At 60.5% G+C, this 26,642-nt stretch carries 24 protein-coding genes and 1 pseudogene; 17 read left to right on the top strand and 8 right to left on the bottom strand.

What is annotated here, in order from left to right; genetic code table 11:
• Window positions 1-235: 235 nt before the first annotated feature.
• From AD668_RS03770 to AD668_RS03780, 3 genes are all read right to left on the bottom strand, one after another.
• Complete coding sequence (locus AD668_RS03770; protein WP_053154834.1) at window positions 236-940, bottom strand: hypothetical protein; 705 nt, start codon at window positions 938-940, stop codon at window positions 236-238.
• Window positions 941-1,280: 340 nt separating this feature from the next.
• Window positions 1,281-2,801 (bottom strand): HAMP domain-containing sensor histidine kinase, encoded by a 1,521-nt coding sequence (locus AD668_RS03775; RefSeq protein WP_053154837.1) that lies wholly within the window; start codon window positions 2,799-2,801, stop codon window positions 1,281-1,283.
• Window positions 2,798-3,517, bottom strand: coding sequence for a response regulator transcription factor (locus AD668_RS03780; RefSeq protein ID WP_053154840.1), 720 nt, complete (start codon window positions 3,515-3,517; stop codon window positions 2,798-2,800). The genes AD668_RS03775 and AD668_RS03780 overlap by 4 nt, the downstream gene beginning before the upstream one ends.
• A 298-nt stretch (window positions 3,518-3,815) precedes the next feature.
• On the opposite strand from AD668_RS03780, the gene msrB reads away from it, so the two are divergent.
• Window positions 3,816-4,337, top strand: coding sequence for a peptide-methionine (R)-S-oxide reductase MsrB (gene msrB, locus AD668_RS03785; RefSeq protein ID WP_053154843.1), 522 nt, complete (start codon window positions 3,816-3,818; stop codon window positions 4,335-4,337).
• A 31-nt stretch (window positions 4,338-4,368) separates the two neighbouring features.
• The gene (gene msrA, locus AD668_RS03790) at window positions 4,369-5,073 is read left to right on the top strand and encodes a peptide-methionine (S)-S-oxide reductase MsrA (RefSeq protein WP_053154846.1); all 705 of its coding nucleotides are present in this window, start codon (window positions 4,369-4,371) and stop codon (window positions 5,071-5,073) included.
• A 3-nt stretch (window positions 5,074-5,076) separates the two neighbouring features.
• Here the strand turns inward: msrA and AD668_RS03795 are convergent, their stop codons facing one another.
• Window positions 5,077-6,090, bottom strand: coding sequence for a sensor domain-containing diguanylate cyclase (locus AD668_RS03795; protein WP_053154849.1), 1,014 nt, complete (start codon window positions 6,088-6,090; stop codon window positions 5,077-5,079).
• Window positions 6,091-6,162: 72 nt separating this feature from the next.
• The gene (locus AD668_RS03800; protein WP_053154851.1) at window positions 6,163-7,068 is read right to left on the bottom strand and encodes a LysR family transcriptional regulator; all 906 of its coding nucleotides are present in this window, start codon (window positions 7,066-7,068) and stop codon (window positions 6,163-6,165) included.
• A gap of 102 nt (window positions 7,069-7,170) precedes the next feature.
• Here AD668_RS03800 and AD668_RS03805 point away from each other — a divergent pair, with 102 nt between their 5' ends.
• Entirely contained in the window at window positions 7,171-8,346 is a 1,176-nt protein-coding gene (locus AD668_RS03805; RefSeq protein WP_053154854.1) for an aspartate aminotransferase family protein, read from the top strand.
• An 8-nt stretch (window positions 8,347-8,354) separates the two neighbouring features.
• On the opposite strand, the gene AD668_RS03810 is transcribed toward AD668_RS03805, so the two are convergent.
• Window positions 8,355-8,609 carry a Txe/YoeB family addiction module toxin gene (locus AD668_RS03810; RefSeq protein WP_053154914.1) on the bottom strand — a complete coding sequence of 85 codons (255 nt, stop codon included), beginning with the start codon at window positions 8,607-8,609 and terminating at the stop codon, window positions 8,355-8,357.
• Between the two features lie 352 nt (window positions 8,610-8,961).
• Here AD668_RS03810 and AD668_RS03815 point away from each other — a divergent pair, with 352 nt between their 5' ends.
• Window positions 8,962-10,062 (top strand): hypothetical protein, encoded by a 1,101-nt coding sequence (locus tag AD668_RS03815; RefSeq protein WP_156322302.1) that lies wholly within the window; start codon window positions 8,962-8,964, stop codon window positions 10,060-10,062.
• On the opposite strand, the gene AD668_RS03820 is transcribed toward AD668_RS03815, so the two are convergent.
• A complete protein-coding gene (locus AD668_RS03820) occupies window positions 10,059-11,978 on the bottom strand; it encodes an alkaline phosphatase D family protein (protein ID WP_053154861.1) in 1,920 nt (639 codons plus the stop codon). The genes AD668_RS03815 and AD668_RS03820 overlap by 4 nt on opposite strands.
• Before the next feature lie 129 nt (window positions 11,979-12,107).
• Here AD668_RS03820 and AD668_RS03825 point away from each other — a divergent pair, with 129 nt between their 5' ends.
• The 8 genes from AD668_RS03825 to AD668_RS03860 all read left to right on the top strand — a co-directional run bounded on the left by AD668_RS03825 (window position 12,108) and on the right by AD668_RS03860 (window position 18,871).
• Window positions 12,108-12,371: a hypothetical protein gene (locus AD668_RS03825; protein WP_053154864.1), complete on the top strand. Its 264-nt coding sequence runs from the start codon at window positions 12,108-12,110 to the stop codon at window positions 12,369-12,371.
• Window positions 12,372-12,475: 104 nt separating this feature from the next.
• The gene (locus AD668_RS03830) at window positions 12,476-13,456 is read left to right on the top strand and encodes a quinone oxidoreductase (RefSeq protein WP_053154867.1); all 981 of its coding nucleotides are present in this window, start codon (window positions 12,476-12,478) and stop codon (window positions 13,454-13,456) included.
• A gap of 13 nt (window positions 13,457-13,469) precedes the next feature.
• Window positions 13,470-14,318 (top strand): TauD/TfdA family dioxygenase, encoded by an 849-nt coding sequence (locus AD668_RS03835; RefSeq protein WP_053154870.1) that lies wholly within the window; start codon window positions 13,470-13,472, stop codon window positions 14,316-14,318.
• An 86-nt stretch (window positions 14,319-14,404) separates the two neighbouring features.
• Window positions 14,405-15,457 carry a 3-keto-5-aminohexanoate cleavage protein gene (locus tag AD668_RS03840; RefSeq protein ID WP_053154873.1) on the top strand — a complete coding sequence of 351 codons (1,053 nt, stop codon included), beginning with the start codon at window positions 14,405-14,407 and terminating at the stop codon, window positions 15,455-15,457.
• A gap of 93 nt (window positions 15,458-15,550) precedes the next feature.
• Window positions 15,551-16,882 (top strand): MFS transporter, encoded by a 1,332-nt coding sequence (locus AD668_RS03845; RefSeq protein WP_053154876.1) that lies wholly within the window; start codon window positions 15,551-15,553, stop codon window positions 16,880-16,882.
• On the top strand, window positions 16,879-17,541 hold the full coding sequence (locus tag AD668_RS03850; RefSeq protein WP_053154878.1) for a DsbA family oxidoreductase: 663 nt from the start codon (window positions 16,879-16,881) through the stop codon (window positions 17,539-17,541). Before AD668_RS03845 ends, AD668_RS03850 begins: the two co-directional genes overlap by 4 nt.
• A complete protein-coding gene (locus AD668_RS03855) occupies window positions 17,538-17,864 on the top strand; it encodes a Rieske 2Fe-2S domain-containing protein (protein ID WP_053154881.1) in 327 nt (108 codons plus the stop codon). The genes AD668_RS03850 and AD668_RS03855 overlap by 4 nt, the downstream gene beginning before the upstream one ends.
• Window positions 17,861-18,871 carry a YeiH family protein gene (locus tag AD668_RS03860; protein ID WP_053154884.1) on the top strand — a complete coding sequence of 337 codons (1,011 nt, stop codon included), beginning with the start codon at window positions 17,861-17,863 and terminating at the stop codon, window positions 18,869-18,871. The genes AD668_RS03855 and AD668_RS03860 overlap by 4 nt, the downstream gene beginning before the upstream one ends.
• 134 nt (window positions 18,872-19,005) lie before the next feature.
• On the opposite strand, the gene AD668_RS03865 is transcribed toward AD668_RS03860, so the two are convergent.
• Window positions 19,006-20,043, bottom strand: coding sequence for an AraC family transcriptional regulator (locus AD668_RS03865; RefSeq protein ID WP_053154887.1), 1,038 nt, complete (start codon window positions 20,041-20,043; stop codon window positions 19,006-19,008).
• Between the two features lie 356 nt (window positions 20,044-20,399).
• Between AD668_RS03865 and AD668_RS03870 the strand changes: the two genes are divergently transcribed.
• The 5 genes and pseudogenes from AD668_RS03870 to AD668_RS03890 all read left to right on the top strand — a co-directional run.
• Window positions 20,400-20,981 carry an alpha/beta hydrolase gene (locus tag AD668_RS03870; RefSeq protein ID WP_053154916.1) on the top strand — a complete coding sequence of 194 codons (582 nt, stop codon included), beginning with the start codon at window positions 20,400-20,402 and terminating at the stop codon, window positions 20,979-20,981.
• Window positions 20,982-21,088: 107 nt separating this feature from the next.
• The gene (locus tag AD668_RS03875; protein ID WP_053154890.1) at window positions 21,089-23,092 is read left to right on the top strand and encodes a DUF1302 domain-containing protein; all 2,004 of its coding nucleotides are present in this window, start codon (window positions 21,089-21,091) and stop codon (window positions 23,090-23,092) included.
• 41 nt (window positions 23,093-23,133) lie between these two features.
• The gene (locus tag AD668_RS03880; protein ID WP_053154893.1) at window positions 23,134-24,492 is read left to right on the top strand and encodes a DUF1329 domain-containing protein; all 1,359 of its coding nucleotides are present in this window, start codon (window positions 23,134-23,136) and stop codon (window positions 24,490-24,492) included.
• A gap of 152 nt (window positions 24,493-24,644) precedes the next feature.
• A complete protein-coding gene (locus AD668_RS03885; RefSeq protein ID WP_053154895.1) occupies window positions 24,645-25,736 on the top strand; it encodes a YCF48-related protein in 1,092 nt (363 codons plus the stop codon).
• Between the two features lie 16 nt (window positions 25,737-25,752).
• Window positions 25,753-26,642: pseudogene (locus AD668_RS03890) on the top strand (RND family transporter); the annotation flags it as partial.

Here is a 26,642-nt window from a genome sequence, read left to right on the forward strand (position 1 = left end):
GGGTGAAGGGAAGTGTTGTCCTGCTGTGGATACTGGAAGACTAATCGCGGTTTTGCCCGAAACCCGGGCAATAAAAAGCGCCAGTCGAATGGCGCGATGCTGCTCAGTTCAAGCGACGTGATTCTTTGTAGGAGCGAGCTTGCTCGCGATGGTCGTTAACGATAACGCGTTCATTCTGGATGAACGCGTTGCCCTTGAGGCCATCGCGAGCAAGCTCGCTCCTACAGTTGTCTTTTTACTGCACGGCGATGCTATAGCCGTCGAACGCGGTCTGCTGTTGCAGGGCGGTGATGATGTTCTTGCGGTTGACCGCTTGCTCGGCGCCACTGTTGTCCAGGAAGGTCTCGCTTTCCAGCTCCGCTTCGTCGCCTTCACCCACGAAGGTGAACCCGAGGAATTCCAGCGCTTCACGGTCAACGCTCAGGCGCGAACGTGGCGTTCGCAGTGGCAAGGTCACGCTCACGCCGTCCTTGCTGATGGTGAACACTTCGGCTTCTTTCTTGGCCTTGGCGGCTTTGCTCTTGCCGCTGCTCGGGTTGCTGATGGCCTGGTGGGTCTGGTTCAGCACTTTCAGGGCCAGGCCGTAGACGATTTCCTGGAACGCCGGATCGTCCTTGAAGCTGGACAGGATACGGCTGATCGGGAATTTGCTGCTCAGGTCTTCAAGGGCGGCAATGTCGGCGGCCTCGGCGTCCTTGAGCTGCTTGAGTTCGCCCATCAGTTCGTAGGCTTTATCGTCGTCGAAGCTGTCGTGGGCCTGGCGAATCGCGGCGCGCAGTTCGCGGATCTGGTCGCTTTCGCGGGACGACTGGAAAGCGTCCAGTACCATCTCGCTGATGGTCTTGGCCTGAGGCACGTGTTGTGAAAGATTGATGGAGTTTTCGTATTCCGCTTTGGACGACAAGGTGACTACGGTTTCAGCGGTGTTGGAATCGGACATTGAAATTTCACTACTTCTATAACTTGAATAGGGGCGAAAAAGCCCGGGGGCCTTTTCAGGTCGCCTAATCTATTGGACCGGGGCAGCGTTGTCACGGATCAACAGGCGGCTGGTCATCTATTTGCCGTTCCTGTGGGAGCTTGCTAGCGATGGACGCTAACGATAACGCGCTCATTCTGGATGAACGCGAAACCCTGTAGGAGCGAGCCTGCTCGCGATGGACGTCAACGATTAAGCGCTCATTCTGGATGAACGCGGTGCCTTTGCGACCATCGCGAGCAAGGAGGGAGCTGATTGGTCGCAAATGAGTCCCTGCTCGCGATGGCCGCGCCACGGTGTGTCAGGCCTGGCGCGTTGTATTCAGGTTCATCGATCGCACCGCCAACGCGCTTGCCGTTTCCTCATCGATCGGCAACGAAAATCGAAAGGTCGCCCCGCGCCCCGGCACGTCGATCAACTGAATCTCACACCCATGCAATTGCAGGATGCGATGCACGATCCGCAATCCCAACCCGCCATCGCGACGGGCGCCGCCAATGTTGAACGGCCGCAGGAACAATCCTTCACGCAGTTCCGCAGCAATCCCCGGTCCGGTATCGCTGACCGTCACTTCGATGAACGCCCCTTGCACACGCAAGCCCAGTTCGATTTCGCCCCCTGGCGGCGTATGGCGCAGCGCGTTGTCGAACAGATTGGTCAACACTCGCTCGATCAACCCAAGGTCGGCACAGGCCGCTGAAACCCTGGGGGCGAACGTGGCCTTCAACTCAACCTGGCGCGCCTCGGCGGTCAGTTCGAATTTCTGGAAAATATCCTGGGCCAGATCGGTCAGGGAAAAGCGCTCCAGCACCGGTTGCACGAACCCGTGCTCCAACCGCACGAGCTCCAGCAGTGATTGTGCCAACCCGCCAACCTTGCGGCTTTGATCCAGCGCGATGCCCAGGTAGCGACGGCGGTCGGCGGGGGACAGCGTGGCGTCCTTGAGCGACAGTGTTTCCAGGTAGCCATGCAGTGAAGCCAGTGGCGTGCGCAGGTCGTGGGAGATGTTCGCCACCAGTTCGCGGCGCTCCTGATCCTGGCGGGTCAACGAGCGCCATTGCTCGCCCAGGCGTGACTGCATCTGGCGGAACGTGGCGTCGAGTATGGCTATTTCGTCGTGGCTGGCGGTTTTATCCACAGTGATTGGCAAGGCTGGGGTGACCGGCACGCCATCGATGTCGAATTGGCTGACGGTCTCGGTCAAACGGCGCAATGGCCGGGTGATCAGCCTGAATGCCGTGAGACCGGCAATCAGGCACAGCAACGCGACCAGACCGATGGACAGCAGGGCGGTATTGAGCGCCGCGCTGGTCGCGCCACGGGCGGCCAGACGATCGTGGTCTTCGCCGAGCAGCACCACGTAGAGATAACCGGCCGGTTTGCCGTCGACCGTCAACGGCGCGGCGCTGAACACCTTGCGCGCATCGACGCTGCGCGGGTCGTCGCCGAGGATCGGCAAGGCATCGCCACGCAGCAGACGCTGGATCGGCGCGAGGTCGAGCCGCTCCCGGCGGACCCGGCCCTCGGGGGCGGCGCTGCCGACGATCTTGCCCTCGGTGTCGAGCAGGTACACCTCGACACTCGGGTTGACCTGCATCAGTTTGCTGAACAGATCACGCACAGCGTCGGGCATCAGGCCTTTGGTGTCCATCAGCACGGTATCGCTGGCGATGTGCTGGGCCAGGTCCCGGGACAACCCTTGCACCACCTCCTGCTCATGCATCTGGTTGGAGCGCACCTGCAACCACGCCGACGTGCCGCAGCACACCAGCAACAGCACGGCGAATACCAGGGACAGGCGTTGTGTCAGGGTCAGCCTCATGGCCTTGGCTCCTCCCCGGTGGCGAACTTGTAGCCGCGGCCCCACACCGTGAGGATGCGTACCGGTTGCGCCGGATCGGTCTCGATCTTGGCGCGCAAGCGATTGATGTGCGTGTTGACGGTGTGCTCGTAACCTTCGTGGCTGTAGCCCCACACGGCGTTGAGCAGGTCCATGCGCGAAAACACCTTGCCGGGCTGGCGCGCAAAGAAGTACAGCAAGTCGAACTCCCGGGGCGTGAGGTCCAAGCGACGGCCGTCGAGGGACACTTCGCGGGTGATCGGATCGATGGCCAGGCCATCGACCAGCAGACTGCCGGCATCCATCTTCAGATTGCGCGCCATGGCTTCGACCCGGCGCAACAGCGCTTTGACCCGCGCCACCAGTTCGAGCATGGAAAACGGTTTGGCCAGGTAGTCGTCGGCACCCAGTTCCAGCCCGAGAATGCGGTGCACTTCGCTGGAACGCGCGCTGGTGATGATGATCGGCGTGTAGCGCGCCATGGCCCTGGCACGGCGGCAGATTTCCAGGCCATCGACACCGGGGAGCATCAGGTCGAGGATCAAGGCATCCCAGTTGCCTTGCTGCAACAGGCGCATGCCTTCGGTGCCGTCGGCGCTGTGCACCACCTCGAACTGCTCATCACGCAGATGCAGGCAGATCAGGTCGGCGATATGCAGGTCATCCTCGACCACGAGGACGCGTTTGGTCTGTTCCATCCAGCTCATCCTTCGGCGCGGTGTGTGCGTAATGCCGCTAACGAAAACCTTGTAGGAGCTGGCTTGCCAGCGAAGACGGCGGCACGCCCACAGTTGATGTGACTGATACATCGCCTTCGCCGGCAAGCCGGCTCCTACAAGGACAGCAATCGCAAGGTTCAAAATTGCATCACGCATTGTGCGGGTTTTTCGGGGGCCGAGTTATCACGAATTGTTTAACTTCCCGTGAGGATTTGGCGATCCCCCAAAGCCTAGGCTGTGTTCCATGAAAGACCCCCTGGAATGTTTGGAGGCGGCAATGTTTTCACGACGGCAATTTTTGGCGGCAAGCAGTGGGCTGGGGGTGGCTGCCCTGGCGATCGGCCTGTTGCCGAAGTTATCCACAGGCGCTGCGCTGATCAGTGAAGCCAGTGCAGAGGAGGTATTCGAAGTGACCCACAGCGACAGCGAATGGCACGCGATCCTGAGTGACGAGCAGTACGAAATTCTTCGTGAAGAGGGTACCGAACGCGCCTACAGCAGTGCGCTGAACAACGAGCATCGTGACGGCACGTTCGCCTGTGCCGGTTGCGACCTGCCGTTGTTTTCTTCGGCAACCAAGTTCGACAGCCGCACCGGCTGGCCGAGTTTCTGGGCGCCGCTGGACAAGGCCGTGGCGACTCGTCAGGACCGCTCGTTTGGCGTGCTGCGTGAAGAGGTTCATTGCCGTCGTTGCGGCGGGCATCTGGGGCATGTCTTCGATGACGGGCCGAAACCGACCGGACTGCGCTACTGCATGAATGGTCTGTCGCTGAAGTTCGAACCCGGGATAGCCGGATGATCGCCCCTCCCATTAGTCAGGAGTCCGTTTCATGAAAACCCAGTTCACGTGGCGCCGCACACTGTTGGCAATGGCCGCCGCCGGCGTCATCGGGCACTGCTCGGCTTTTTCCTTCGGTGCAGAAGAGGCCGTCCTGCTGCCACCCCCGACGCTCGATGAGTCCACTCAGGCGCGCAGTGAAACTGCTGTCTTCGCCGGTGGTTGCTTCTGGGGCGTCCAAGGGGTGTTCCAGCATGTCAAAGGCGTGAAAAACGCAGTCTCCGGTTATGCCGGTGGCGCGGCCAATACCGCTCAATACGAACGCGTCAGTGATGGCAATACCGGGCATGCGGAATCGGTCGAGGTGACGTTCGATCCGACCCTGGTCAGCTACGGCGCCCTGCTGCAAATCTACTTCTCGGTGGCCCACAACCCGACCGAACTCAACCGCCAGGGACCGGACACCGGCACCCAGTACCGTTCGGCCATCTTCACCAGGAACGCCGAGCAGCAAAAAGTCGCGCAGGCCTACATTGCCCAACTCGACGCAGCCAAGTTGTTCAGTAAACCGATTGTGACCAAGCTGGAAACCTTCAACGGTTTCTACCCGGCGGAGGAGGAGCATCAGGACTTTCTGACCGAGCACCCGACCTATCCGTACATCGTGATCAACGATCTGCCGAAGGTGGCGCAGCTCAAACAGCTGTACCCGGAGCGCTATCAGGACCAACCGGTGCTGGTGAAAGCAGGGATGTAATCATCACCCGGAAATCACATTCTTGCCGGCGATTTTCGACCGATACAACGCCTGATCGGCGCGGGCCATCAGGCCGGTCTGCTGTTCTTCGTCAAAGCGCTGGACCACGCCGAAACTCATGGTCACTTTGAAATCGCCCACGGGCAGCAAATCCGCAAGACCGTGGCGGATGGTCTCGGCAAGGGTTCTGGCTTCGGCCAGCGAAGTATTGGGTAACGTCACCATGAATTCGTCACCGCCCCAACGGGCCAGCAAGTCGCCTTCGCGCACGAAGCGCTTCACGTTTTCGACCACATGCACCAGGGCTGCGTCGCCCAGTGCATGGCCGTAGTGATCGTTGATGGTCTTGAAGTCATCGATGTCCATGGCAATCAGCGACAGCGGTTCGCGAAAGCGTTGAGCGCGCTCGCACGCCTGGGGCAGCACTTGTTCCAGGCGATAGCGATTGGCGATGGACGTCAGGGTGTCGGTTTGTGCCAGCTTGCGGTTTTCTTCGAGTTGCTGCTGTAGCTGCTGATTGACCCGTGACAGTTCGCGGGTGCGTTCTTCGATCAGTGCTTCGAGGGAGTGATTGCGCCGTTCGAGCTCTTCGAACAGGCGGCGCTTGTCTTCGATGCTGCGGTGCGCGCCGATCATCCGCGCCACCGAGCCGTCGGCGTTGCGCGCCAGGATGTGGCCGCGGTCTTCGATCCAGAGGTAACTGCCATCCTGCATGCGGCAGCGGTATTCGGCCTGATAACCGGGGGCGCGCTCGTTCAGGTAGTCATCGAACACCGCCATGACCCGCGGGTAATCCTCGGGGTGGATGACGTTCTCCCAGGTCAAGACGTTGTTGTCCAGAGAGTGAGGCGTATAGCCGAGCATTTCGTACCACCGCGCCGTGCGGTAGACGAAGCCGGTGTTGGCGTTCCAGTCCCAGATCCCGTCGCTGACCAGCTCCAGGATGGTGTGCAACATGTGGTCGTTCATGTCCGACAAATTGAATTTCAACGGCTCGATACTCGATGCCTCACCCATCTCGCTCTCCCTGGCGTCCTGATGTCCGGCTAACCCTACAGGCCGCAGATTAGTGCATGAGTATTCGGTCGGCTAGTGTTTGCCCCACATCTGCAGGGCGAAGTCGACGAAGCGCCGCAGTTTTGGCAGGCGGTAGCGGTCTTGGGCGTACATCAAATTCATCGGGCGACTCGGTGGTCGGTAATCGGGCATCAAGGCCAGCAGCTTGCCGTCCTTGAGGTCTTGCTCGACCAAGGCGTCGGGCATCATCACGATACCCATGCCGGTGCGCGCAGCCTGATGCAGACCGGCTGAACTGTTGATCAGCATCGGGCCGCTGACCGCCACCAGAACATCGCCGTCGGGACCGGCCAGGCGCCATTCCTTTTCTACCGAATGCCAGTCATCACCGGCCGGATAGGCGAAGGACAGGCAATCGTGATGTTGCAGGTCTTGCGGCTTTTGCGGGGTGCCTCGGCGAGCCAGGTAGGCGGGTGATGCGCACATTGTCAGGGTGTAGTCGATCAGCGGGCGAGCGATCAGATTGGACGCTTCGAGCTCGCCGAGCCGGAAGGCCACGTCCAGACCGTTTTCGAGTAAGTCCGGGCGTCGATTGGTCAGCATGACGTCCAGTTTCACCCGCGGGTTGTGCAGGCTGAACTCACTCAAGGCCGGCGCCAGGCGTTCAGTGCCGAAGGTCAGCGGCGCTGTAATGCGCAGCGTACCGCTCGGCTCGTCGATGGCCTGCTCGGCCAACCGTTCCGAATCGGCCACCAACCCCAGTACTTCAAGGCAGCGCTGGTAGTACGCCGCGCCGAACTCGGTGAGCCGCTGGCGCCGCGTCGTCCGGTTGAGCAGGCGTACGCCAAGGCGTTGTTCCAGCGCCTTAAGGTGGTTGCCGACCATGGTCGTGGACATTTCGCACTGCAAGGCAGCGGCCGTCATGCTGCCGGATTCCACCACTTTTACGTAAACGGTCATTGCCTGGAACAGGTCCATTATCAAGCCTGGGTTTAAGATGATTGAAGTTTTACCAAGTTTATCCAGCTCAGGTGGCTAACCATACTGCAAAAACAACGACCCTTGCTGGAGCTTGATGTCATGACCGCCGCCTGCCTGATGAGCACTTACCAACCCTTGACCTTGAGCTTCAACAAGGGCCTGGGCACGCGCCTGTGGGATCAGGCCGGACGCGAATACCTGGACGCGGTGGCCGGTGTGGCGGTGACTAACGTCGGCCACTCCCATCCGAAAATCGTCGCCGCCATCACCGAGCAGGCCGGGTTGCTGCTGCACACGTCCAACCTCTACAGCATCGACTGGCAACTACGGCTGGCGCAGAAATTGACGCGGTTGTCGGGCATGGACCGGGCGTTCTTCAACAACTCAGGTGCAGAAGCGAACGAGACTGCGCTGAAGATTGCGCGCCTGCATGGCTGGCACAAAGGCATCGAGCAACCGCTGGTGGTGGTCATGGAAAACGCCTTTCACGGCCGCACCCTCGGCACCTTGTCGGCCAGTGACGGCCCGGCCGTGCGCCTGGGCTTCAACAGGTTGCCGGGGGATTTCATCAAAGTGCCTTTCGGCGACCTGAAGGCGTTGGACCAGGTGCAGCAGACACATGGCCCGCGCATCGTGGCGATCCTGATGGAACCGATTCAGGGCGAGAGCGGCGTGCAACTGGCACCGCCCGGTTACCTGAAAGCCTTACGCGAACTGTGCAACCGGCGCTCATGGCTACTGATGCTCGACGAAATCCAGACCGGCATCGGCCGCACCGGCCAGTGGTTTGCGTTCCAGCACGAAGGCATCGTCCCGGACGTCATGACGTTGGCCAAAGGCCTGGGCAACGGCGTGCCGATTGGCGCCTGCCTGGCCCGTGGCAAAGCCGCCGACCTGTTCACGCCCGGCAGCCACGGCAGCACCTTCGGGGGCAACCCGCTGGCATGCCGGGTGGGATGCACCGTGCTGGGGATCATCGAGGAACAAGGCCTGCTGGAGAACGCCCGGTGTCAGGGCGAACACTTGCTGCGCAGATTGCGCATGGAGTTGGCGGATAACCCCAACGTCTCGGCGATCCGTGGACAGGGCCTGATGATCGGTATCGAACTCAAGCAACCGATCCGCGACCTGAGCCTGATCGCTGCGCGCGATCATGCGTTGCTGATCAACGTGACCCGGGGGCAAATCATTCGGTTGTTGCCGCCGTTGACCATTGATGAGCGGGAGGTGGAGATGATTGTCAGAGGGGTGAGTCGAGTTGTGAAAGCGGCGTGAGGTTTAACTCAGTAATGGTATCTGCACATTACGATGCGCAAATCTCCGTCCTCGATGGTGTAGACCAAGCGATGCTCAGTAGTAATCCGTCGTGACCAGAAGCCACTCAGATTGTGTTTGAGCGGCTCTGGTTTTCCCGGGCCATCGAACGGTTCGCGCTGAATTGACTTGATCAACAAGTTAATTCTTTTGAGCCCCGCCTTGTCGTTCTGCTGGAACCAAAGGTAGTCGTCCCAGCCTTCAGGAGTAACCTCGATTTTCATTCTTCGATGAGTTGCCTGAATTTGGTTTTTTCCGGCCCGCAGGTTGCCGATTGACTTGATCAAGCGTTCTTCATCGGCGGCGATCCGCGCCATACCCAGGGATTCGGCGCGGGGGCGGGCGATGCTGTGTTCGTCGCACAGCCAGTGCATCGAATCGAGGTCGACCCAGGGCACTTGCAGTTGTCCGGACAGTCGCTGCGCCAGCCAGCTTTTACCCGAGCCGGAGTTGCCGATGATCAGGGTTCGGATGAGTTGCGGATTGTGCGAAATTCGCCTGTTCATTTTCATTCACTGGACACCGCCGGCAGAATCCGCAGAATCGCCTCTGGTTCAGGGAAAGGAGTTCCATCACGTGTCGGTTCGATTGCTGTTTCTCTCGTTGCTGTGCACCGCCTCAGGCGTCACCCATGCTGCAAACCAGGACGAGGGCATTGCTGGACATTACACCCTGCAGGCCAGGGAAATCGGCTCGCAACTGGTGCTGCAACCCGATAGCACCTTTGATGCCATGATCGTGTATGCCGGTGCCCAAGGCGCCGCCAAAGGACACTGGAAGCGTGCCGGTGACACCTTGCTGTTGACCAGCGACGCCGTTGAACCGCCGGCCGAAAAACTGCTGTTCAACCTGAGCCGTACCCACAGTCTGGCAGAACTCAAGGATGCGCATTTGCCCGACGGCGGTGACGCGTTCAAACAGGCGAAAAACCACTACGTCCTGAACCTGCGTTTCGCACGCTCCAGCCCCGTGCCGAGCATCGCGCCGGTGACGGTGTTGTTCGAGTTCGATGAGGGGCCAGAAACCCGGTTGATATGGGATAACGCCCAGGGCCGGCAGCTGTATTTGCCGTATTCGCAGCAGCGAAACCTGACGCGGATCGGCTTTCAAAGCGCTGCCGATCAGGCTGTGCAATGGTTTGCGATTGATCCCGTGACTCGCACCTTGTCGCTGAACTGGAAAGTCGATCGCGCGACGGGTCAGATGAGCTATGAAAAATCTGAAGAGCTGACCCTCGTGCAGTCGCAGCAGTTTCTGCGCAACGCCCCCAGGGAACGGGCGCTGATCGAGCGCAATTATGTCCTGAGGATGAATTACGGTGTGCCGGCGCAGCCGCCGGCGATCAAGCCTGTGGTTATCGAATGGTCCTACGACGATGGTTCGCAGAAGATTCTGCGCTGGACCGACTCACGACAATCTCAATTGAAAATGCCGGTCGAGGAGGGCAAGACCCTGCAAAGGCTCGGTTTGCGGATGAGTGATGCTCAAGCCGACACGCAATGGTTCGAGGTCGAGCCTGACAGCCGTGCGCTCGACCTGATGTGGGATGAGCGGGTCAACGCCGCGCAGATGCGCGACTTGTCCGGCATCTTCAAAACCCTGGCGCTGGACGTCAAAGGCGATTGCCTGGCAGTGGACCTGGGCAATGGCCTGGCGTGTTATCGCAAGCAGGATTAGTCGTGGTGTTGCGGCGCAACCATCCGGGTTTTCGGTGAGCCGTTCGAGTTGTGCTGATAGATGTCCTGCGGTTGGCCGCTTTCATTGAAAAACACCTGGCCAATGCCCGCCGAATTCCACAATCGTTCGCCAGCTTCAGCATGCTCCGGGACATGCGGCACGATGCGCATGCGCCGACGTTTGGTTAGCCAGTTCAGTGGCGAGCGCGGCGAGTACAGCCAGCGATTGAGCCGGTCGAACCATTCCAGCAGTGTCGCAGGAAACTCGTTCTTGATGCCGCTGCTGGTGATCTGCCAGATTTTCGGCCCGGCCTTGCGATGCCGGATCAGCACTTCGTAGACGAAGGAGTAATGCACATCGCCGGACAGCACCACGTAGTTACCCGGTGTGCGTGAGTGACGGAAAATATTCAGGATCACCTGCGCGGCACCGCGATGGGCCATCCAGTTTTCCGCGTCCACCAACAGGGGGAAGCCGCACCAGCTGAAGATCCGCTGCACGGTCTCGATCAATTTGACGCCGAAGATCGGCGCCGGTGAAACGATGATTGCGCTCGGATGGTCCAGCAGTTCCTGTTGCAGTTCGCTGAGGGCTTCCCAGTCCAGCAGGCCGGAGGGTTGCTTGAGGTTCATCTCGCTGCGCCAGCGTCGGGTACGGGTGTCGATCACGACGATGGCCGGGGTGGTTGGAAGGACAAAATGCCAGTTCTGAAACTTCAGCAGATCGTCGATCAAGTCGTCCTGAACCGGACTGTCGAGGTAGCGGTCATGCCCGGTGGCGCTGAACGCGTCGGTTTTTTTCAGGACTTCGCTGAAGGCGTCCGGATTGTTGCCCCAGCCCTGGCACAGCATGTAGGCAATCAGCGCATTGCCGATGATGCGTTTGGAGAACGGATGGCCATAGGCCGTTTCCTCCCATTGCGCGGAAAGATTCCAGTCATCGGTAATGTCGTGGTCGTCGAAAATCATCAGCGTCGGAATGTGCGCCAATGCCCGGGCGACGTTGCCCAGCCCGGCCTTGAAGCCGTCAATGTACGTTTGCTCGAGTGTGTAGCGCTCACGCCTTTTCGCTGTCAGTGCCGGAGGTTGCGGGGCGATCAGGGTCCAGGGCGTTGGCGACCAGACCAGCAGGTACATGGCCATGACTTCAGCAAATGTCACCAGATGGTTGTCGGCATTGCTGCTGGTGAAAATCGGTTTGCGCGCACCGCCGAAAAAACGGTCGCGCAGGGTTTCGTTGCTCTGCAGCGCCGGTAGCAAATCCGCGCGGTGGTAGTAACTGGCGGGATGCTCGTAGAGTTTGGCGCTGTCGCTGACCACGGCGCCTTCGAGGTGTTCTTCGAACAACCCCAAGCGTTCGATCAAGGCATGGATCGCCCGCAACATCGGCCCCGCGACATCGTCGGCGTAGATCTGATCGCCGGTCATGATCAACAGGGCGGGGCGATCCAGCGCTTCATGTTGCTGCGCGAGCAGCTCATCGACGCACAGCAAGCCGTCGGTCGCCGGGTGATGCGGCTTGCGGCAGGAACCGTGGAGCAATTGATCGACCCGTGAGCGCAGCACGAAGTCGGGATGCGAGGCATCGCCGTACAGCAGATGCGGTGCCCATGTAGCGATGCCCTCAACGCCATCGATCAGCAGGTCGTATTCGATCCGCTCGTCACAGGGCAGGGCGTTCTCCAGCGAGACGTCGATCAAATGGACGAAGGCATGAACACCCACCGACACCACGGTGCACTGCTGCGTACCGAGACGAATGTCGCCAACACCTTGCACACGCAGCGTCAGCGTCAGCGCCCGCGACCCGACCAGCCACATCACCAGGCGCGAGGGCTCCAGGCGTCGCAACAGCGGGCCGGCCAGGACCGGCGGCAGGGAAGTGCAATCGTCAGGCAGTGGCAGCGTCGCGGACATCCGGATTCAAGACTCTTGGGGGCACAGAAGCGGGCGATGATAGCGCACGTCAAGACGTGACAGGCTAATGTGAGCATGTCACGCCATGTGTTGGCGTTTGAGCATCCATCGAATCGAAGAGAGGGCGTCATGCACCGAATTATCCTGCCGGCACTGGCCATTTTGCTGGTGGCGCAGTCCCCGGCCTATGCCATCAACGACAAGTATCGCAAGCAACTCGAAGCGTCCGGTTGCACCCAGATGAGTGAGCTGCAGGGCTGTGATATCCACAAGACCAAGGCTGAAAACGCCAAGGCCGGGTTCAGCAATCCTGAAACCCCGGTCACAGGCGAAAAACCCCAAGACAAGTCGACCAACGGAAAAGAAGGAGCAAAGCCACCTGTCACGAAATGAAAAGCCATTGTCGTCTGATGAGAAGCATCCCGACAGGCCTCGTCCTACAGTCCAATCAATGCAATTCGATGCTACGCCAACTTGCTGATTGGAGAATAAGAAAAATGGCCAAAGCCGTACGCTTTTACGAAACCGGTGGTCCTGAAGTCCTACGTTACGAGGACGTCGAAGTCGGCGATCCCGGTCCGGGCCAGGTTCGTCTTCGACACGTAGCTGTTGGTTTGAACTACGCCGACACCTACTTCCGCAATGGTACTTACCCAATCCCGATGCCGAACGGCATGGGGGTTGAAGCCTCCGGCGTGGTCCAGGCCATCGGCGAAGGCGTGACCAACGTCCAGGTGGGGGACCGCGTCACTTACACCGGTTTTCTCAATACCCTGGGTGCTTACAGCACCGAGCGCCTGATCGCTGCCGCGCCGCTGATCAAGCTGCCGGAAACCATCAGCTTCGAAACCGCCGCCGCGATGACGATGCGTGGCCTGACGTCTTCGTACCTGATGCGCCGCATCTACGACTTCAAGCCGGGCGACAGCATCCTGTTGCACGCCGCTGCCGGTGGTGTAGGCCTGATCGTTTCGCAATGGGCCAAACTGCTGGGCCTGAACGTGATCGGCACGGTGTCGACCGAGCAAAAGGCTGAAATCGCCCGTGCTCACGGTTGCGACCACACGATCAATTACAGCCATGAAGATGTCGCCGCTCGCGTTCGCGAATTGACCGACGGTGTGGGCGTCAACGTGGTGTTCGACAGCGTTGGCAAAAACACCTTCATGGGCTCCCTGGACTCGTTGAAGCCCCGTGGCCTGATGGTCTGCGTGGGTACCGCGTCCGGCCCGATCCCGGCGTTCGACCCGGTGATGCTGGCGATGAAAGGCTCGCTGTACCTGACCCGTCCAGCCCTGGCCAACTACATCAGCGACCCGGCCGAAAAAGCCGCCCTGGCGGGCGAGTTGTTCGACCACGTCGGCAGCGGCCGGATCAAGATCGAGATCAACCAGCACTACGCCCTGCAGGACGCTGTGCAGGCGCACCGCGATCTGGAATCGCGCAAAACTACCGGCTCGTCGATTTTCGTCGTTTAAGGAGCTACCAGCCATGAAAGTCGAACAATTGACCTACAGCATTGGCGCCGAACTGACCGGCGTCAACCTGGCCGATGCGGTGCATGACGACGGTCTGTTTGCCGAGATTCGTGCCCAGTTGCTCAAGCACCGTGTGGTGTTCCTGCGCGATCAGGACATCACCCGCGCCGAGCACGTGGCCTTCGCCCGTCGCTTCGGCGAGCTGGAAGATCACCCGGTGGCCGGCAGCGATCCGGATCACCCTGGGCTGGTGCGGATCTACAAGAACCCGGATCAGCCGATGGACCGCTACGAAAACGCCTGGCACACCGACGCCACCTGGCGCGATGCCCCGCCGATGGGTTGCGTGCTGCGCTGCGTGGAGTGCCCGCCCGTGGGCGGCGACACCATGTGGACCAACATGGTCGCGGCTTACGCGAACCTGCCGGAAGACATAAAGGTCAAGATCGCCGACCTGCGTGCCCGCCACAGCATTGAAGCGAGCTTCGGTGCGGCCATGCCGATCGAGAAGCGCCTGGGCCTCAAAGCAATGTACCCGGATGCGGAACACCCGGTGGTGCGCATCCACCCGGAAACCGGCGAGAAGGTGTTGTTCGTCAACGCCTTCACCACCCACTTCAGCAACTACCACACCCCGGAGCGGGTGCGCTTCGGTCAGGACGCCAACCCTGGCGCCGGCGAATTGCTGCGCTACCTGATCAGCCAGGCGTACATCCCTGAGTATCAAGTGCGCTGGCGCTGGAAGCCGAACAGCATCGCCATCTGGGACAACCGCAGTACCCAGCATTACGCGGTGATGGATTACCCACCGTGCCATCGCAAGATGGAGCGCGCCGGCATCATCGGCGAAAAGACCTACTGATCCACCCTATCGCATTCGCACTCGTGAACACGTCCGCCCGGCTCGACCCCGGGTGGGCGGGACAATCATAAGAACTGGAGTAACTCATGCAATTCTTCGACGATTCCCTGCACCCGGAAAACATGGATAAGGTAGTCATTACCGTGGCCCCGTACGGCCCGGAGTGGATGCCGGAAGACTTCCCGGAAGACATCCCGCTGACCATGGATGAGCAGGTTCAAAAAGCAGTTGAATGCTATGAGGCCGGCGCCACGGTTCTGCACTTGCACGTGCGTGAACTGGACGGCAAGGGCTCCAAGCGTCTGTCGAAATTCAACGAACTGATCGCCGGTGTGCGTGAAGCTGTGCCGGACATGATCATCCAGGTCGGCGGTTCGATTTCCTTCGCCCCTGAAAGCGATGGCGAAGCGGCCAAGTGGCTGTCCGACGACACCCGCCACATGCTGGCCGAACTGACCCCGAAACCGGATCAGGTCACCGTGGCAATCAACACCACGCAAATGAACATCATGGAGCTGTTGTACCCGGAGTACCTCAAAGGTACTTCCCTGGACAACCCGATGACCCACGCCGCCTACAGCGAAATGACCGTACCGGCAGGCCCGGCCTGGGTTGCAGAGCACCTCAAGCGCCTGATGGACAACGGCATCCAGCCGCACTTCCAGCTGACCGGCATGCACGCCCTGGAAACCCTCGAGCGCCTGGTGCGTCGTGGCGTTTACAAAGGCCCGCTGAACCTGACCTGGATCGGCATCGGCGGTGGCTTCGACGGCCCGAACCCGTTCAACTTCTTCAACTTCATTCACCGCGCGCCGGACGGTTGCACCCTGACCTCCGAATCGCTGCTCAAGAACGTCATGCCGTTCAACACCATGTCGATGGCCATGGGCATGCACCCGCGTGTGGGCAACGAAGACACTATCATTGATCACAAGGGCGACCGTTTCGGCTCCGTTGACCAGATCAAGCAAACCGTGCGCATTGCCCATGAACTGGGTCGTGAAATCGCCACCGGCAAAGAAGCCCGCGAGATCTACCGCATTGGCGTGCAGTACGAAACCATCGAAGAAACCCTGTTGGCCAACGGCATGGCCCCCAACCGCAAGGCTGGGCAGAAAGGTGTACCGCAACGCGGTTAACCGAAGGTCGGGACGAGAGGCCGTGACCTCTCGTCCTCCTGACCGTTACACGCTTGAATAACAAAAATAAAACAAAGCTCTTGAGGAGGCTGCATGGCCTTTCACCCAATAGCCGCTGACGATGACGACTCCAGCGGAGTCGGCGTTGCGCGCCAATATGCCTGGATCGTCTTTGCATTGACGTTCGGCCTGTTGATTTCCGATTACATGTCGCGTCAGGTGCTGAACGCGGTATTCCCCCTGCTCAAGACTGAGTGGGCATTGAGCGACGGCCAGCTCGGCTTGCTCAGCGGTATCGTTGCCCTGATGGTCGGCCTGCTGACATTTCCCCTGTCGTTGATGGCGGACCGTTTCGGTCGGGTCAAAAGCCTGGCGCTGATGGCTTTCCTGTGGAGCGTGGCCACCTTGGGTTGCGCGTTGGCGCAAGATTACCAACAGATGTTCATCGCGCGTTTCATGGTCGGTGTCGGCGAAGCCGCCTACGGCAGCGTGGGCATCGCGGTGGTGATCTCGGTGTTCCCTAAAGAGATGCGGGCAACCCTGGCCAGCGCCTTCATGGCGGGCGGGATGTTCGGTTCGGTGCTGGGCATGGCGTTGGGCGGTGCGATTGCCGCCAAGCTGGGCTGGCGCTGGTCGTTCGCCGGGATGTCGTTGTTCGGCCTGTGCCTGGCGATTCTGTACCCGCTCATCGTCAAGGAAGCGCGCATTGCGCCGCAACGTGCCGCTCAGGTTGCAAACAAAACCGCGGCGGCGGTCAAGCGTCCGCTGCGCACGCTGTGGTCCAGCCGTTCGGTGGTGTCGACCTACGTCGCCAGTGGCTTGCAGTTGTTCGTGGGCGGCACCGTGATGGTGTGGATTCCCAGCTACATGAATCGCTACTACGACATGCCTACCGACAAGGCCGGCGGCATGGCGGCAATCATCGTGCTGTGCAGCGGTGCGGGGATGATCCTGTGCGGCATGCTCAGTGATCGTCTGTGCCGCAACTCGCCTGATCGCAAGGTCAGCCTGGCCATCTTTTTCTGCCTGGGCAGCTGTCTGCTGCTATCGGCGGCGTTCGCGCTACCGGCCGGGCCTTTACAACTGGTGCTGATCTGCCTGGGTATGCTGATTGCCACTGGCACCACCGGCCCAAGTGGCGCGATGGTCGCCAACCTGACGCATTACTCGGTCCACGGCACGGCGTTCGCCACGCTGACGTTGGCCAACAACATGTTGGGGCTGGCGCCGGGGCCGTTCATCACCGGCAAGGTATCGGACCTCATCGGTTTGCATGCCGCGTTCCAACTGGTGCCACTGGTCAGCCTCGCGGCAGCAGCGGTGTTCTTTTACGCCAAGTGTCACTACCACAAAGATATTGCCCGTCTTCAGGGTCAGAGCGTGTCTGGCCCCGTCAATGAAGCCGGATTAGAGGTGAAGTTGTGAGTCGTCGTTTACGTATTGATGTGTTTTTCGATTTCATCTGCCCCTGGTGCCTGATCGGCAAGCGCCAACTGGAACATGCACAAGTGCAGTTTCGCAGTCGCTATCCGGATGTGCAGATCACCACGGTGTGGCACGGCGTGCAGTTGCTGCCGCAGTTGCCGGCACAAGGTGAGCCGTTCGCCGATTTCTACCGCAATCGTCTGGGCAATGCCGACGCTGTAGCGATGCGCCAGGCCCAGGTACAACAGGCGGCTGCCTCGGTTGGGCTGGCCATCGATCTGAGCCGCATCGCGACGATGCCCAACACCGCAGACGCCCATCGTCTGTTCGAGCGAGCCGGCACGGTAGGCAACGCTGCCCAGCGTGAGATGTTGCTCGAACGTTTGTTCGCCGCGTATTTCAAGAAAGGCGAAGACCTGGGCTGCCGTGAGACCTTGCTCGCCATTGCCCGCGACTGCGGCATTGACGAAAACGCCGTGGCCGACGCCTTGCTGGGCGACGCCACGCCATTTCCAGGATCGCCTGGCGCGAGCAGCGGCGTGCCGAGCTTCCAGTTCGACCGCCGGATGACGGTGGTGGGCGCGCAACCTGCCGAGTCATTGCTCGCAGCAATGAAAGAAGCGCTCAAGGAAAGTGATCGCGAGCGGCAGCCGGCATGACCCGGCGCATTCCCGTACCTGCCGGCAAGTACCCGCAGGCCGGCGGTCGGGCGCTGTTCGAGTTCGAAGACAAGAGCCTGGCGCTGTTCAATATCGACGGGCAGTTGTATGCCATCGACGACAGCTGTCCGCATCAGGGCTCTTCGCTGTGCGGCGGGCGACTTGAGGGCCGGGTGATCCAATGCCTGGCCCATGGTTTGCGCTTCGATTTGCACAGCGGTTACCTGCTCAATTCCAAGCAGGTCAAAATCAACAACTACCCGGTCGAGATCATCGACGGCCAGGCGTTTATCGTCATCGCTACCGAGGAGTCCGCGCCATGAGCGCTTTAGCTCTCTCCCGCATCCAAAGCCGCACGCGCGAATTGGCCCCGGGATTTATCGTCAGTCTGATTGTCGCGGCCGCCGCGTCGTTCCTGTCCGAGCACTACGGTGCACCGGTCATGCTGTTTGCCTTGCTGCTGGGCATGGCTCTGAATTTTCTCGCCGATGACGGCCCGTGCAAGGCCGGTGTCGAGTTCACTGCCCGCACGGTGCTGCGCATCGGCGTGGCGCTGCTGGGCATGCGCATTACCCTTGAGCAGATGGCGGCACTGGGCTGGAAGCCGATTGCGCTGGTCGTGATTCTGGTGGTGGTGACTATCTCTATCTCGGTGATCGCCGCGAAGTTTCTGGGTTTCTCGCGTCTGTTCGGCATGCTCACCGGTGGCGCGACGGCAATCTGTGGTGCCTCGGCGGCATTGGCGCTGGCAGCGGCACTGCCCAACCATCCGCAGAAAGAACGCGCCACGCTGTTCACGGTGATCGGCGTCTCGGCGCTGTCGACCCTGGCGATGATCGTCTATCCGATGATCGCCAACTGGCTGCATTTGTCGCCGCAGGTGGCGGGCGTGTTCCTCGGCGCCACGATCCACGACGTGGCCCAGGTGGTCGGCGCCGGTTACGGCATGTCCACCGAGACCGGCGACACGGCGACAGTGGTCAAGCTGATGCGCGTTGCCATGCTGCTGCCGGTGATCGTCACCGCCGCCATGATCACCCGCATGCAAGGCGCCGACCCGACCGGTAAACGTCCGCCGTTGCTGCCGTGGTTCGCCGTCGGCTTTTTGATTCTGGCGTGCATCAACAGCACCGGCTGGATCGCTCCGGTGGTGCAGGGATCGGTCAACGAACTGTCGCGCTGGTGCCTGGTGATTTCCATCAGTGCCCTGGGCATGAAGACCCGGCTCAAAGAGCTCGCAGCGGTTGGCATCAAGCCGATCCTGCTGATGGTGGGAGAGACGGTGTTCCTGGTCGTGCTGGTGCTGCTGTTGCTGCACTGGGGTGCCTGAGCAGGCTTGGCAAATGTGTTATGGCAGGGTCACACAGCGTTGACTCCTCATGCTGTGGGGCTCCAGGCCGGTGTTACAAGCACCGGTCTTTCGCGGCGACTGTACCAGCAGTCGCCGTTTTTTTTGCCGGGTGATCAGGTGTCATTCGGATCGCTCGGCGGCTTTGTGCCAGCCAGCTTTTGCGAACTGCGCCACGCCGCCGGCGGCATGCCGAACTGGCTGATGAACCACCGCGTAAACGAACTCGCCATGGAATAGCCCAGCATGTCGGCAATACGACTGAGCGAGTAGGCCGGGTTGTCCAGGTAGCGCAGCACCAGGTCGCGACGCACATCGTTGATCACGTCGTTGAAGGCGCAGCCGTCGTCCTTGAGGCGCCGTTGCAGGGTGCGTACGTTCATGCCCTGGCTTTGCGCGACCTGCTCGATGGTGGCGCGCCCCATGGGCAGCAGCAGGTAGATGGCCTTGCGCACTTCGAACAGCATCGAGGCCTTTTCGTTGCCTTGCAGTGTGTCGAGGTAGCTCTGGGCGTAGCGAGCCATCGTCGGATCGGCGTTGGGGTTGGTCACGTCGAGGCTGGCGTCGGAACAGACGATGCCGTTGAACTCGCTGCCGAACTCCAGGCTGCAGCCGAACAGACGCCGATGCAGCTGCAGGTTGTCGGGGGGCTGGTGCATGAAGTTGACGCTGTAGGGGTGCCAGTGCGAGCCGAGCAGGGCCGAGCACAGGCGGAACAACACGCCGATGGCCAGCTCTGTGGCCTGGCGGCTGGGCATCGGCGAATCGGTGACCACCTCTTCGCGAATGATCACCATCTTGCCGGCTTCTTCAATGAAAATGGCCAGCGAGTCGTTCATCAAATGCCGGTATTGCTTCACCACCTGCAAGGCATCGCGCAGGGTGCGCTGGTGGCTGAGCAACAGGCTGACAACACCAAAATCCGAGAGCTGGCGCGATTCGGCCATGCTCAGGCCGAACGTCTGGCAACCGCTGGCGGTGGCCGAATCTTCCAGCAGGCGCACGGCGGCATCGATGTGGATACGGTGTTCGGGGGCCAGCAAATGTGCCTTGCTCAGGCCCACCCCCGCCAGCACGTCGCGCGGGTTGAATCCCAGGTACTGGGTGACCTCAAGGTAGTTGGTCAGGACGGCGGCGCGAACAAGCTTGGACATGCTGAGAGTCTTCCCTGGGCCGATGGCGAGTGGCGAAAGCGTGGCGACTATATCCAGCGCATCGGCCGTTGAACAGTTGTCTTGTAATTGTTGGTTTACCCTGCTGCCAGGTCCCGAATCATCTACGCTTTGGAGGGCTATCGCACTCATTCGTTGATTACAGTGACCTTGGGCCAATCTGCGATGATTTTCGACCAGCGGTTATCTTGTCCCAATGTCTGACAATTTGTCATCAAAAGAAAAGTGCATGACGTCCAATGTAAAGCGTAGTGGGCGGGTGAACTTTAATGTCGACACAACAAAAAGACTCTGGCGAAAACAGCCAGTCGAGTCACCGAGAAAACGAAGGTGTTGACGTGGACAAACTGCAAACTGGCGCTACCATTCTGATCGTCCCGGGTCTGCGTGATCACGTTGCCGAACATTGGCAGACATTGCTTGAAGCCAGGCTGTGCAAAGTGCGCAGTGTTCCGCCACTGGAAACCGACAAACTCGATTGCATGGCCCGCGTTCGGGCGATCCAGCACGAGCTGGAACAGATCGACGGTCCGGTGATTCTTGTTGCCCACAGCGCTGGCGTACTGATGGTCGCGCACTGGGCCAAGCATTACAGCCGTCCGATCAAGGGCGCCTTGCTGGCCGCGCCACCGGATCTCGATGCGGTCTGGCCGGCTAATTATCCTTCCTCCGAGACCCTGCGCAGTCAGGGCTGGAATCCTCTTCCCGAAGGTCCGTTGCCGTTCCCGAGCATCGTGGCCGGCAGTACCAATGATCACCTTGCCAGTCTTTCTGCCGTTACTCGAATGGCAGAAGGCTGGGGCTCCGAATTGCTCAATCTGGGCGATGTCGGGCACCTCAATCCGGCCGCAGGATTTGGCCATTGGCAGCAAGCCGAGGCACTCATCCTGCAGCTGGACAGCGAACAGGAACCGGTCTGACATTACGTCAACCGGCATTTGCCCTCACTCCTGAAAACGCAGACCCGAAGAGGAATGCGCGAGGGCGGCTGCGCTTAAAACAAAGACAAAAAGGCGGAGACAACGCAATGCACAACAATAAGAGTCACGGCTTCACCACCCAACGCTACACCTTGCTGGCATCGGCCATTCTTGCGGCAACCGTTCCGATGGCCCATGCGGTCGAGATCGAGACGGGGAATCCGGACTGGAACGTACGGGTGGATAACACCATCAAGTACAACTACGGTGTGCGCACTGAAAGTGCTGACAAACGCATGTTGGCAACGCCGAACAACAACGACGGCGACTACAACTTCCGCAAGGCCGGGACCAACATCACCAACCGTATCGACTTGTTGACCGAGATGGATGTGGTCTTCAAGAACGCCATGGGTTTTCGCGTCAGCGCCGCCAGCTGGTACGACAAGGCCTATGAGAACGTCGGTTCCAACTCCAACCCGTTCGTCAACGGTAACGACGCGCGTTCTGGCCTGGTCGCCAACGATCCTCGCCTGGCCCCGGTCGTCAATGACAACGTCGGTTTTGGCAGCCCGCACCTGAGCAACTACGCCTCGCGTTATTACACCGGTCCGTCTGGTGAAATCCTCGACGCCTTCGTGTTCTACAGCACCGAAGTGGGTGAGGAGTCGATGTTCAGCGCCAAGGCCGGCCAGCACAACGTGTTCTGGGGCGAGACCATTCTCAACCCGGTGCATTCGATGAGCTACGGCCAGTCCGGCCTCGACCTGGCCAAACTGGCCGCGTCGCCGGGTACCGAAGCCAAGGAACTGTTTGTCCCGCGCAACCAGCTGTCGATGTCGTTCACCGTCAATCCTGAATTGACCCTGGGCGCCCAGTACTTCCTGGATTGGAACGAAGCACGTCTGCCGGAAGCGGGCACCTATTACGGTGGTTCCGATCTGGTCGGTTTCGGTGCGCAATCGTTCCTGTTGGGTAACACCAACGCCGTGGTACCGGGCAGCCCGCTGGGTTGTGGCCTGGCACCGTGCAACGGCTTGACCAATGTGCGTCGTGGCAAGGACCTGACCCCGCATGACAGCGGCGACTGGGGCATCATGGCCAAGTGGTCGCCAGCCTGGCTGGACGGCACCCTCGGCGTTTACTACCGCGAGACCTCGGAAATCCTGCCGCAAGCCTATCTGGACGCCAGGGGCATTACCTCGGCCAACCCGAACGGTACCCGTCCGGCCGGGCAAGTGCCTGCGGTGGTCAACACCCTGAACTCGCTGGATACCGCCACCTATCAACTGGCTTATGCCGACAACATCAAGATCGCCGGCCTGAGCCTGTCCAAGGACGTGGGCGGGGTGAGCGTGGGTTCGGACCTGAACGTTCGTCACAACATGCCGCTGGCCAGTATCCCGGCGATCGTCAGTACCCGTAGCCCGCTGGGCCTGGGTCAAGGGCTTGGCCTGTTGCCTGCCCGTACAGACGCCACCGGTGTGGTCTATGACACCCCGAGCCGCGGCGACAGCATGAGCGCCACCGGTGACACCTTGCACTGGACGCTCAACGGTCTGATGACCCTGCCTAAAACCCCAGTGTTCGACCAGGCGACTGTGCTGGCCGAGTTGTACTACAGCAACCTGCTCGAACTCGATAGCAAGAACGAGGCGCTCTACAAAGGCAAGAGCACCTATCGCGGTATCGACGCGTCGACCCGCGACAACTGGGGTCTGGCCATCAACTTCACACCGACCTGGTACCAGGTATTCCCGGGTGTCGACTTCAACGCGCCGATGTCCGTCAACGTCGGTCTCGATGGCGTGTCCCCGGTCACCGGTGGCGGTGCCAAAGACACCGGCAACTATGCCGTTGGCATCGGTGCCGTTGTGTACAACAAATACTTTGTCGACCTGAAGTACGTGGACTCTTTCGGCGAAACCGACAAGTGCAAAAACAGTGGTGTGAGCACCGGCCCGACCGGTGGTGATGGCTCCACCCCGAACGCCTTTAGCGGCAACGAAAACTACGCCTGCTACGCCGGTGGCTACTCAGCCTTCTCCGGTGGTGGTGCTACGACTGAGGACCGTGGCGCGGTGTACCTGACGATGAAAACTACATTCTGATTCACCACTGATTTGCTTAACGCAAGCAGGAGAATAACAACATGAAATTTGTAAAAACCGTGTTGGCCGCTTCGCTGGCCATGGTCTTCGCCGCTCAGGCACAGGCCGCTGTTTCAACTCAGGAAGCTGCCAAGCTTGGCGCTAACCTGACCCAGGTAGGGGCTGAAAAAGCCGGGAACGCTGATGGTTCCATTCCTGCCTACAACGGCGGCTTGACCACTGCTCCAGCCAGCTTCAAAGCCGGTGACAGCATGCGTCCGGATCCGTTTGCCAGTGAAAAACCTGTGCTGGTGATCGACGGCAAAAACGTCGATCAGTACAAGGGCATGCTCACCGCGACTACGGTAGAGCTGGCCAAGCGTTTCCCGACGTTCCGTGTCGACGTGTTCCCGACGCACCGCACCGTATCGCTGCCTCAAGCGATTCTGGACAACGGCGTGAAAAACGCCGTCGGCGCCAAGTCCCTGGAAGGTGGCCTGGCCATCGACAACGTCCTGCCGGGCATTCCGTTCCCGATTCCGCAGTCGGGCAACGAAGCGATGTGGAACTTCCTGCTGCGCTACCAGGGCGTCAGCATCAGCTCCAAGTACGACTCCTGGAACGTTGACTCGGCCGGTGTGGCGAGCCTGGCGACCACCGGGCAGGCGAACATCTCCTACCCGATCTATGAAAACCTCTCGCAGCCGATCAGCAGCTCCGACGTGTACTACCAGATGAAGCTGGCGTACACCGGTCCTGCGCGCCGCGCCGGTGAGGCGATCATGCTCAAGGATGCCGCCAACCCGTTGCAGCAACCCCGTCGCGCCTGGCAGTACTTGCCAGGGCAGCGTCGCGTGAAACTGGCGCCGAGCCTGGCTTACGACACGCCAAACCCGGGTACCGCCGGTGCGGGCACCTACGATGACGTGTTCGTGTTCAACGGTGCGCTGGATCGCTACGACTGGAAGCTGGTCGGCAAGCAAGAAATGATCGTGCCTTACAACACCTACAAGCTGACCTACGTGCAGGATCCGAAGTCGCTGACCACCGCCAATCACCTGGCACCTGACTTCGTACGCTGGGAAAAACACCGCGTGTGGGTCGTGGAAGGCAACCTCAAGGCCGGTGCTCGCCACATCTACCAGAAGCGCCGCTTCTACCTCGACGAAGACAGCTGGACCGCTTTGGCCTCGGATCAATATGACGCCCGTGGTCAGCTCTATCGCGGTTCCTTCGCCTTCCTCAGCCAGAGCTATGACAAGCAGGTTCCAGACTCCACCCCGTTCATGATCTATGACCTGGTGGGCGGCTCCTACAACATCAACGGTGTAGTCGGCCCTTACGGCGGCATCAAGTACATCGAGCCGCTCTCCAAGGCCCAGTGGTCTTCGGAATCCCTGGCCGGCGCCGGCATTCGCTAAGCCAACTGCAAAAAAATGCGCCCGTTCGGTCCACTGCCCACAAGGCGGTGAGACCGTCGGCGGTCGGTTCGCGCCGATCGCTACGAACGCCAGGTTTTAACGTCAGGCACACCTTTGTGTGCCCCGGCGCGGTTTTCCGAAGAGGACGCAGTATGTGTTCATATAAAAATAATAGATTGCTACTGGCCCTTGGCGTTGTGCTCTGCCTGTCGCAGGGCGTCACCCAGGCGGCCGAATATGTCGACGTGCTGGACCTGCCTGCCAGGGTCAGTGCCTTGGCCATCAACAGCCCGCTGTCGGGCATGACCCGCGCCGGTGAGCGCGTGATTGCCGTCGGCCAGCGTGGCCATATTCTGTTTTCCGATGATTCTGCAAAGCACTGGCAACAGGCCGCCGTGCCGGCCAGTGCCGACCTCACTGCGGTGAATTTTCCGACAGCCACCCAAGGCTGGGCGGTGGGTAACGACGGCGTGGTGCTGCACAGCAGCGACGCCGGCGCGACCTGGCAAAAACAACTCGACGGTCGTCAGATCGGCGCCTTGCTGGTCAAGCATTACACGGCTTTGGCGAGTGCCGAGCCGAGCAACGAGCAATGGCCCCAGTTGGCTATGGAAGGCCAACGACTAGCCGATCAGGGCGCGGACAAACCGCTGCTCGGCGTCTGGTTCGCCAACGAAAAAACCGGCTACGTGGTCGGCGTGTTCAACCTGATCCTGCGCACCGACGACGGTGGCCAGACATGGACGCCGTATCAGGACCGCACCGAGAACCCCCAGGGTTTCCACCTCAACGCCATCGCCTCCACCGGCGACAGTGTGTACATCGCTGGCGAGCAAGGCCTGTTGCTCAAATGGGATGACAGCGCCCAGCGTTTCGCCGCCGTGCCAACGCCGTATCAAGGCAGCTTCTTCGGTGTCGTCGGCCAGCCCGGCGAAGTGCTGGTGTATGGCTTGCGCGGCAACGTGTTGCGCAGCACCGACGGCGGCCAGAACTGGACCGCGCTGGACAGCGGCCTGCACGTCAGCATCACCGCCGGCCTGATCGATGCCCGTGGCCATTACCGCCTGTTCACCCAGGGCGGGCAGATGCTGGTCAGCCAAGGGACTGGCGCGCAAATGCGTCTGACGCAGCAACCGGCGCGCGCACCGGTTGCCGGCGCCACCCAGTCCGCCGATGGTGCACTGGTGGTCGCGGGCAGCCGCGGCGCCCAGACGCTGACCGTCGATCCAGCCCTCGAACCCTAAGAGCGAGAACCCAGACATGGGCAATATCAAACAAGACGCCATGCCGGTGATTCGCGAACTGCGCGATTTCGACCAACGCTCCGGCAACCTCCTCGAACGGCTGGTGTTCAACTACCGCCCGCTGTTCATGCTGCTGATGGCGCTGGCCACCGTGGTCCTGGGTTTCATGGCCGTGACGCGCCTGGAGTTGCGGCCAAGTTTCGAAAAAATGATTCCGCAGAGCCAGCCCTACATCCAGAACTTCCTGGAAAACCGCGCTTCACTGCGCGGCCTGGGCAACTCGGTGCGGGTGGTGGTCGAGAACACCCAGGGCGATATTTTCGACCCCGCTTACCTCGATGTGCTCAAGCAGGTCAACGACCAGCTGTTCCTCACCGAAGGCGTCGACCGTGCGTGGATGAAGTCGCTGTGGAGCCCGGCCGTGCGCTGGACCGAAGTCACCGAGGACGGTTTCCAGGGTGGCCCGGTGATGCCCGACAGTTATCAGGGCTCGCCTTCGGACATTGAACAGCTGCGCCAGAACATCTCCCGTGCCGGTATCGTCGGCAGCCTGGTGGCCAGCGATTTCAAGTCGACCATGCTGATCGTGCCGCTGATGGACAAGGCCGCCGCCGGCGGCCAACGCATCAACTACCACGCCTTCTCGCAGATGCTCGAAGAGCAGTTGCGCGACAAGATCGAATACGCCGGCGACAGCGCGGCGCGTAAATCCGGGGTCGAAGGCAGCGGCCATTACAAAGTCCGGGTGATCGGCTTCGCCAAACTGATGGGCGACCTGATCGACGGCCTGATCCAGGTGATGATGTTCTTCGGCCTGGCCGTGGTCACCTCGCTGATCATCATCTATGCCTACACCCGTTGCGTGCGCAGCACCCTGCTGGTGGTCGGCTGCTCGCTGGTTGCGGT

The organism is Pseudomonas sp. P1.8 (assembly GCF_001269805.1).
GTDB lineage: Bacteria > Pseudomonadota > Gammaproteobacteria > Pseudomonadales > Pseudomonadaceae > Aquipseudomonas.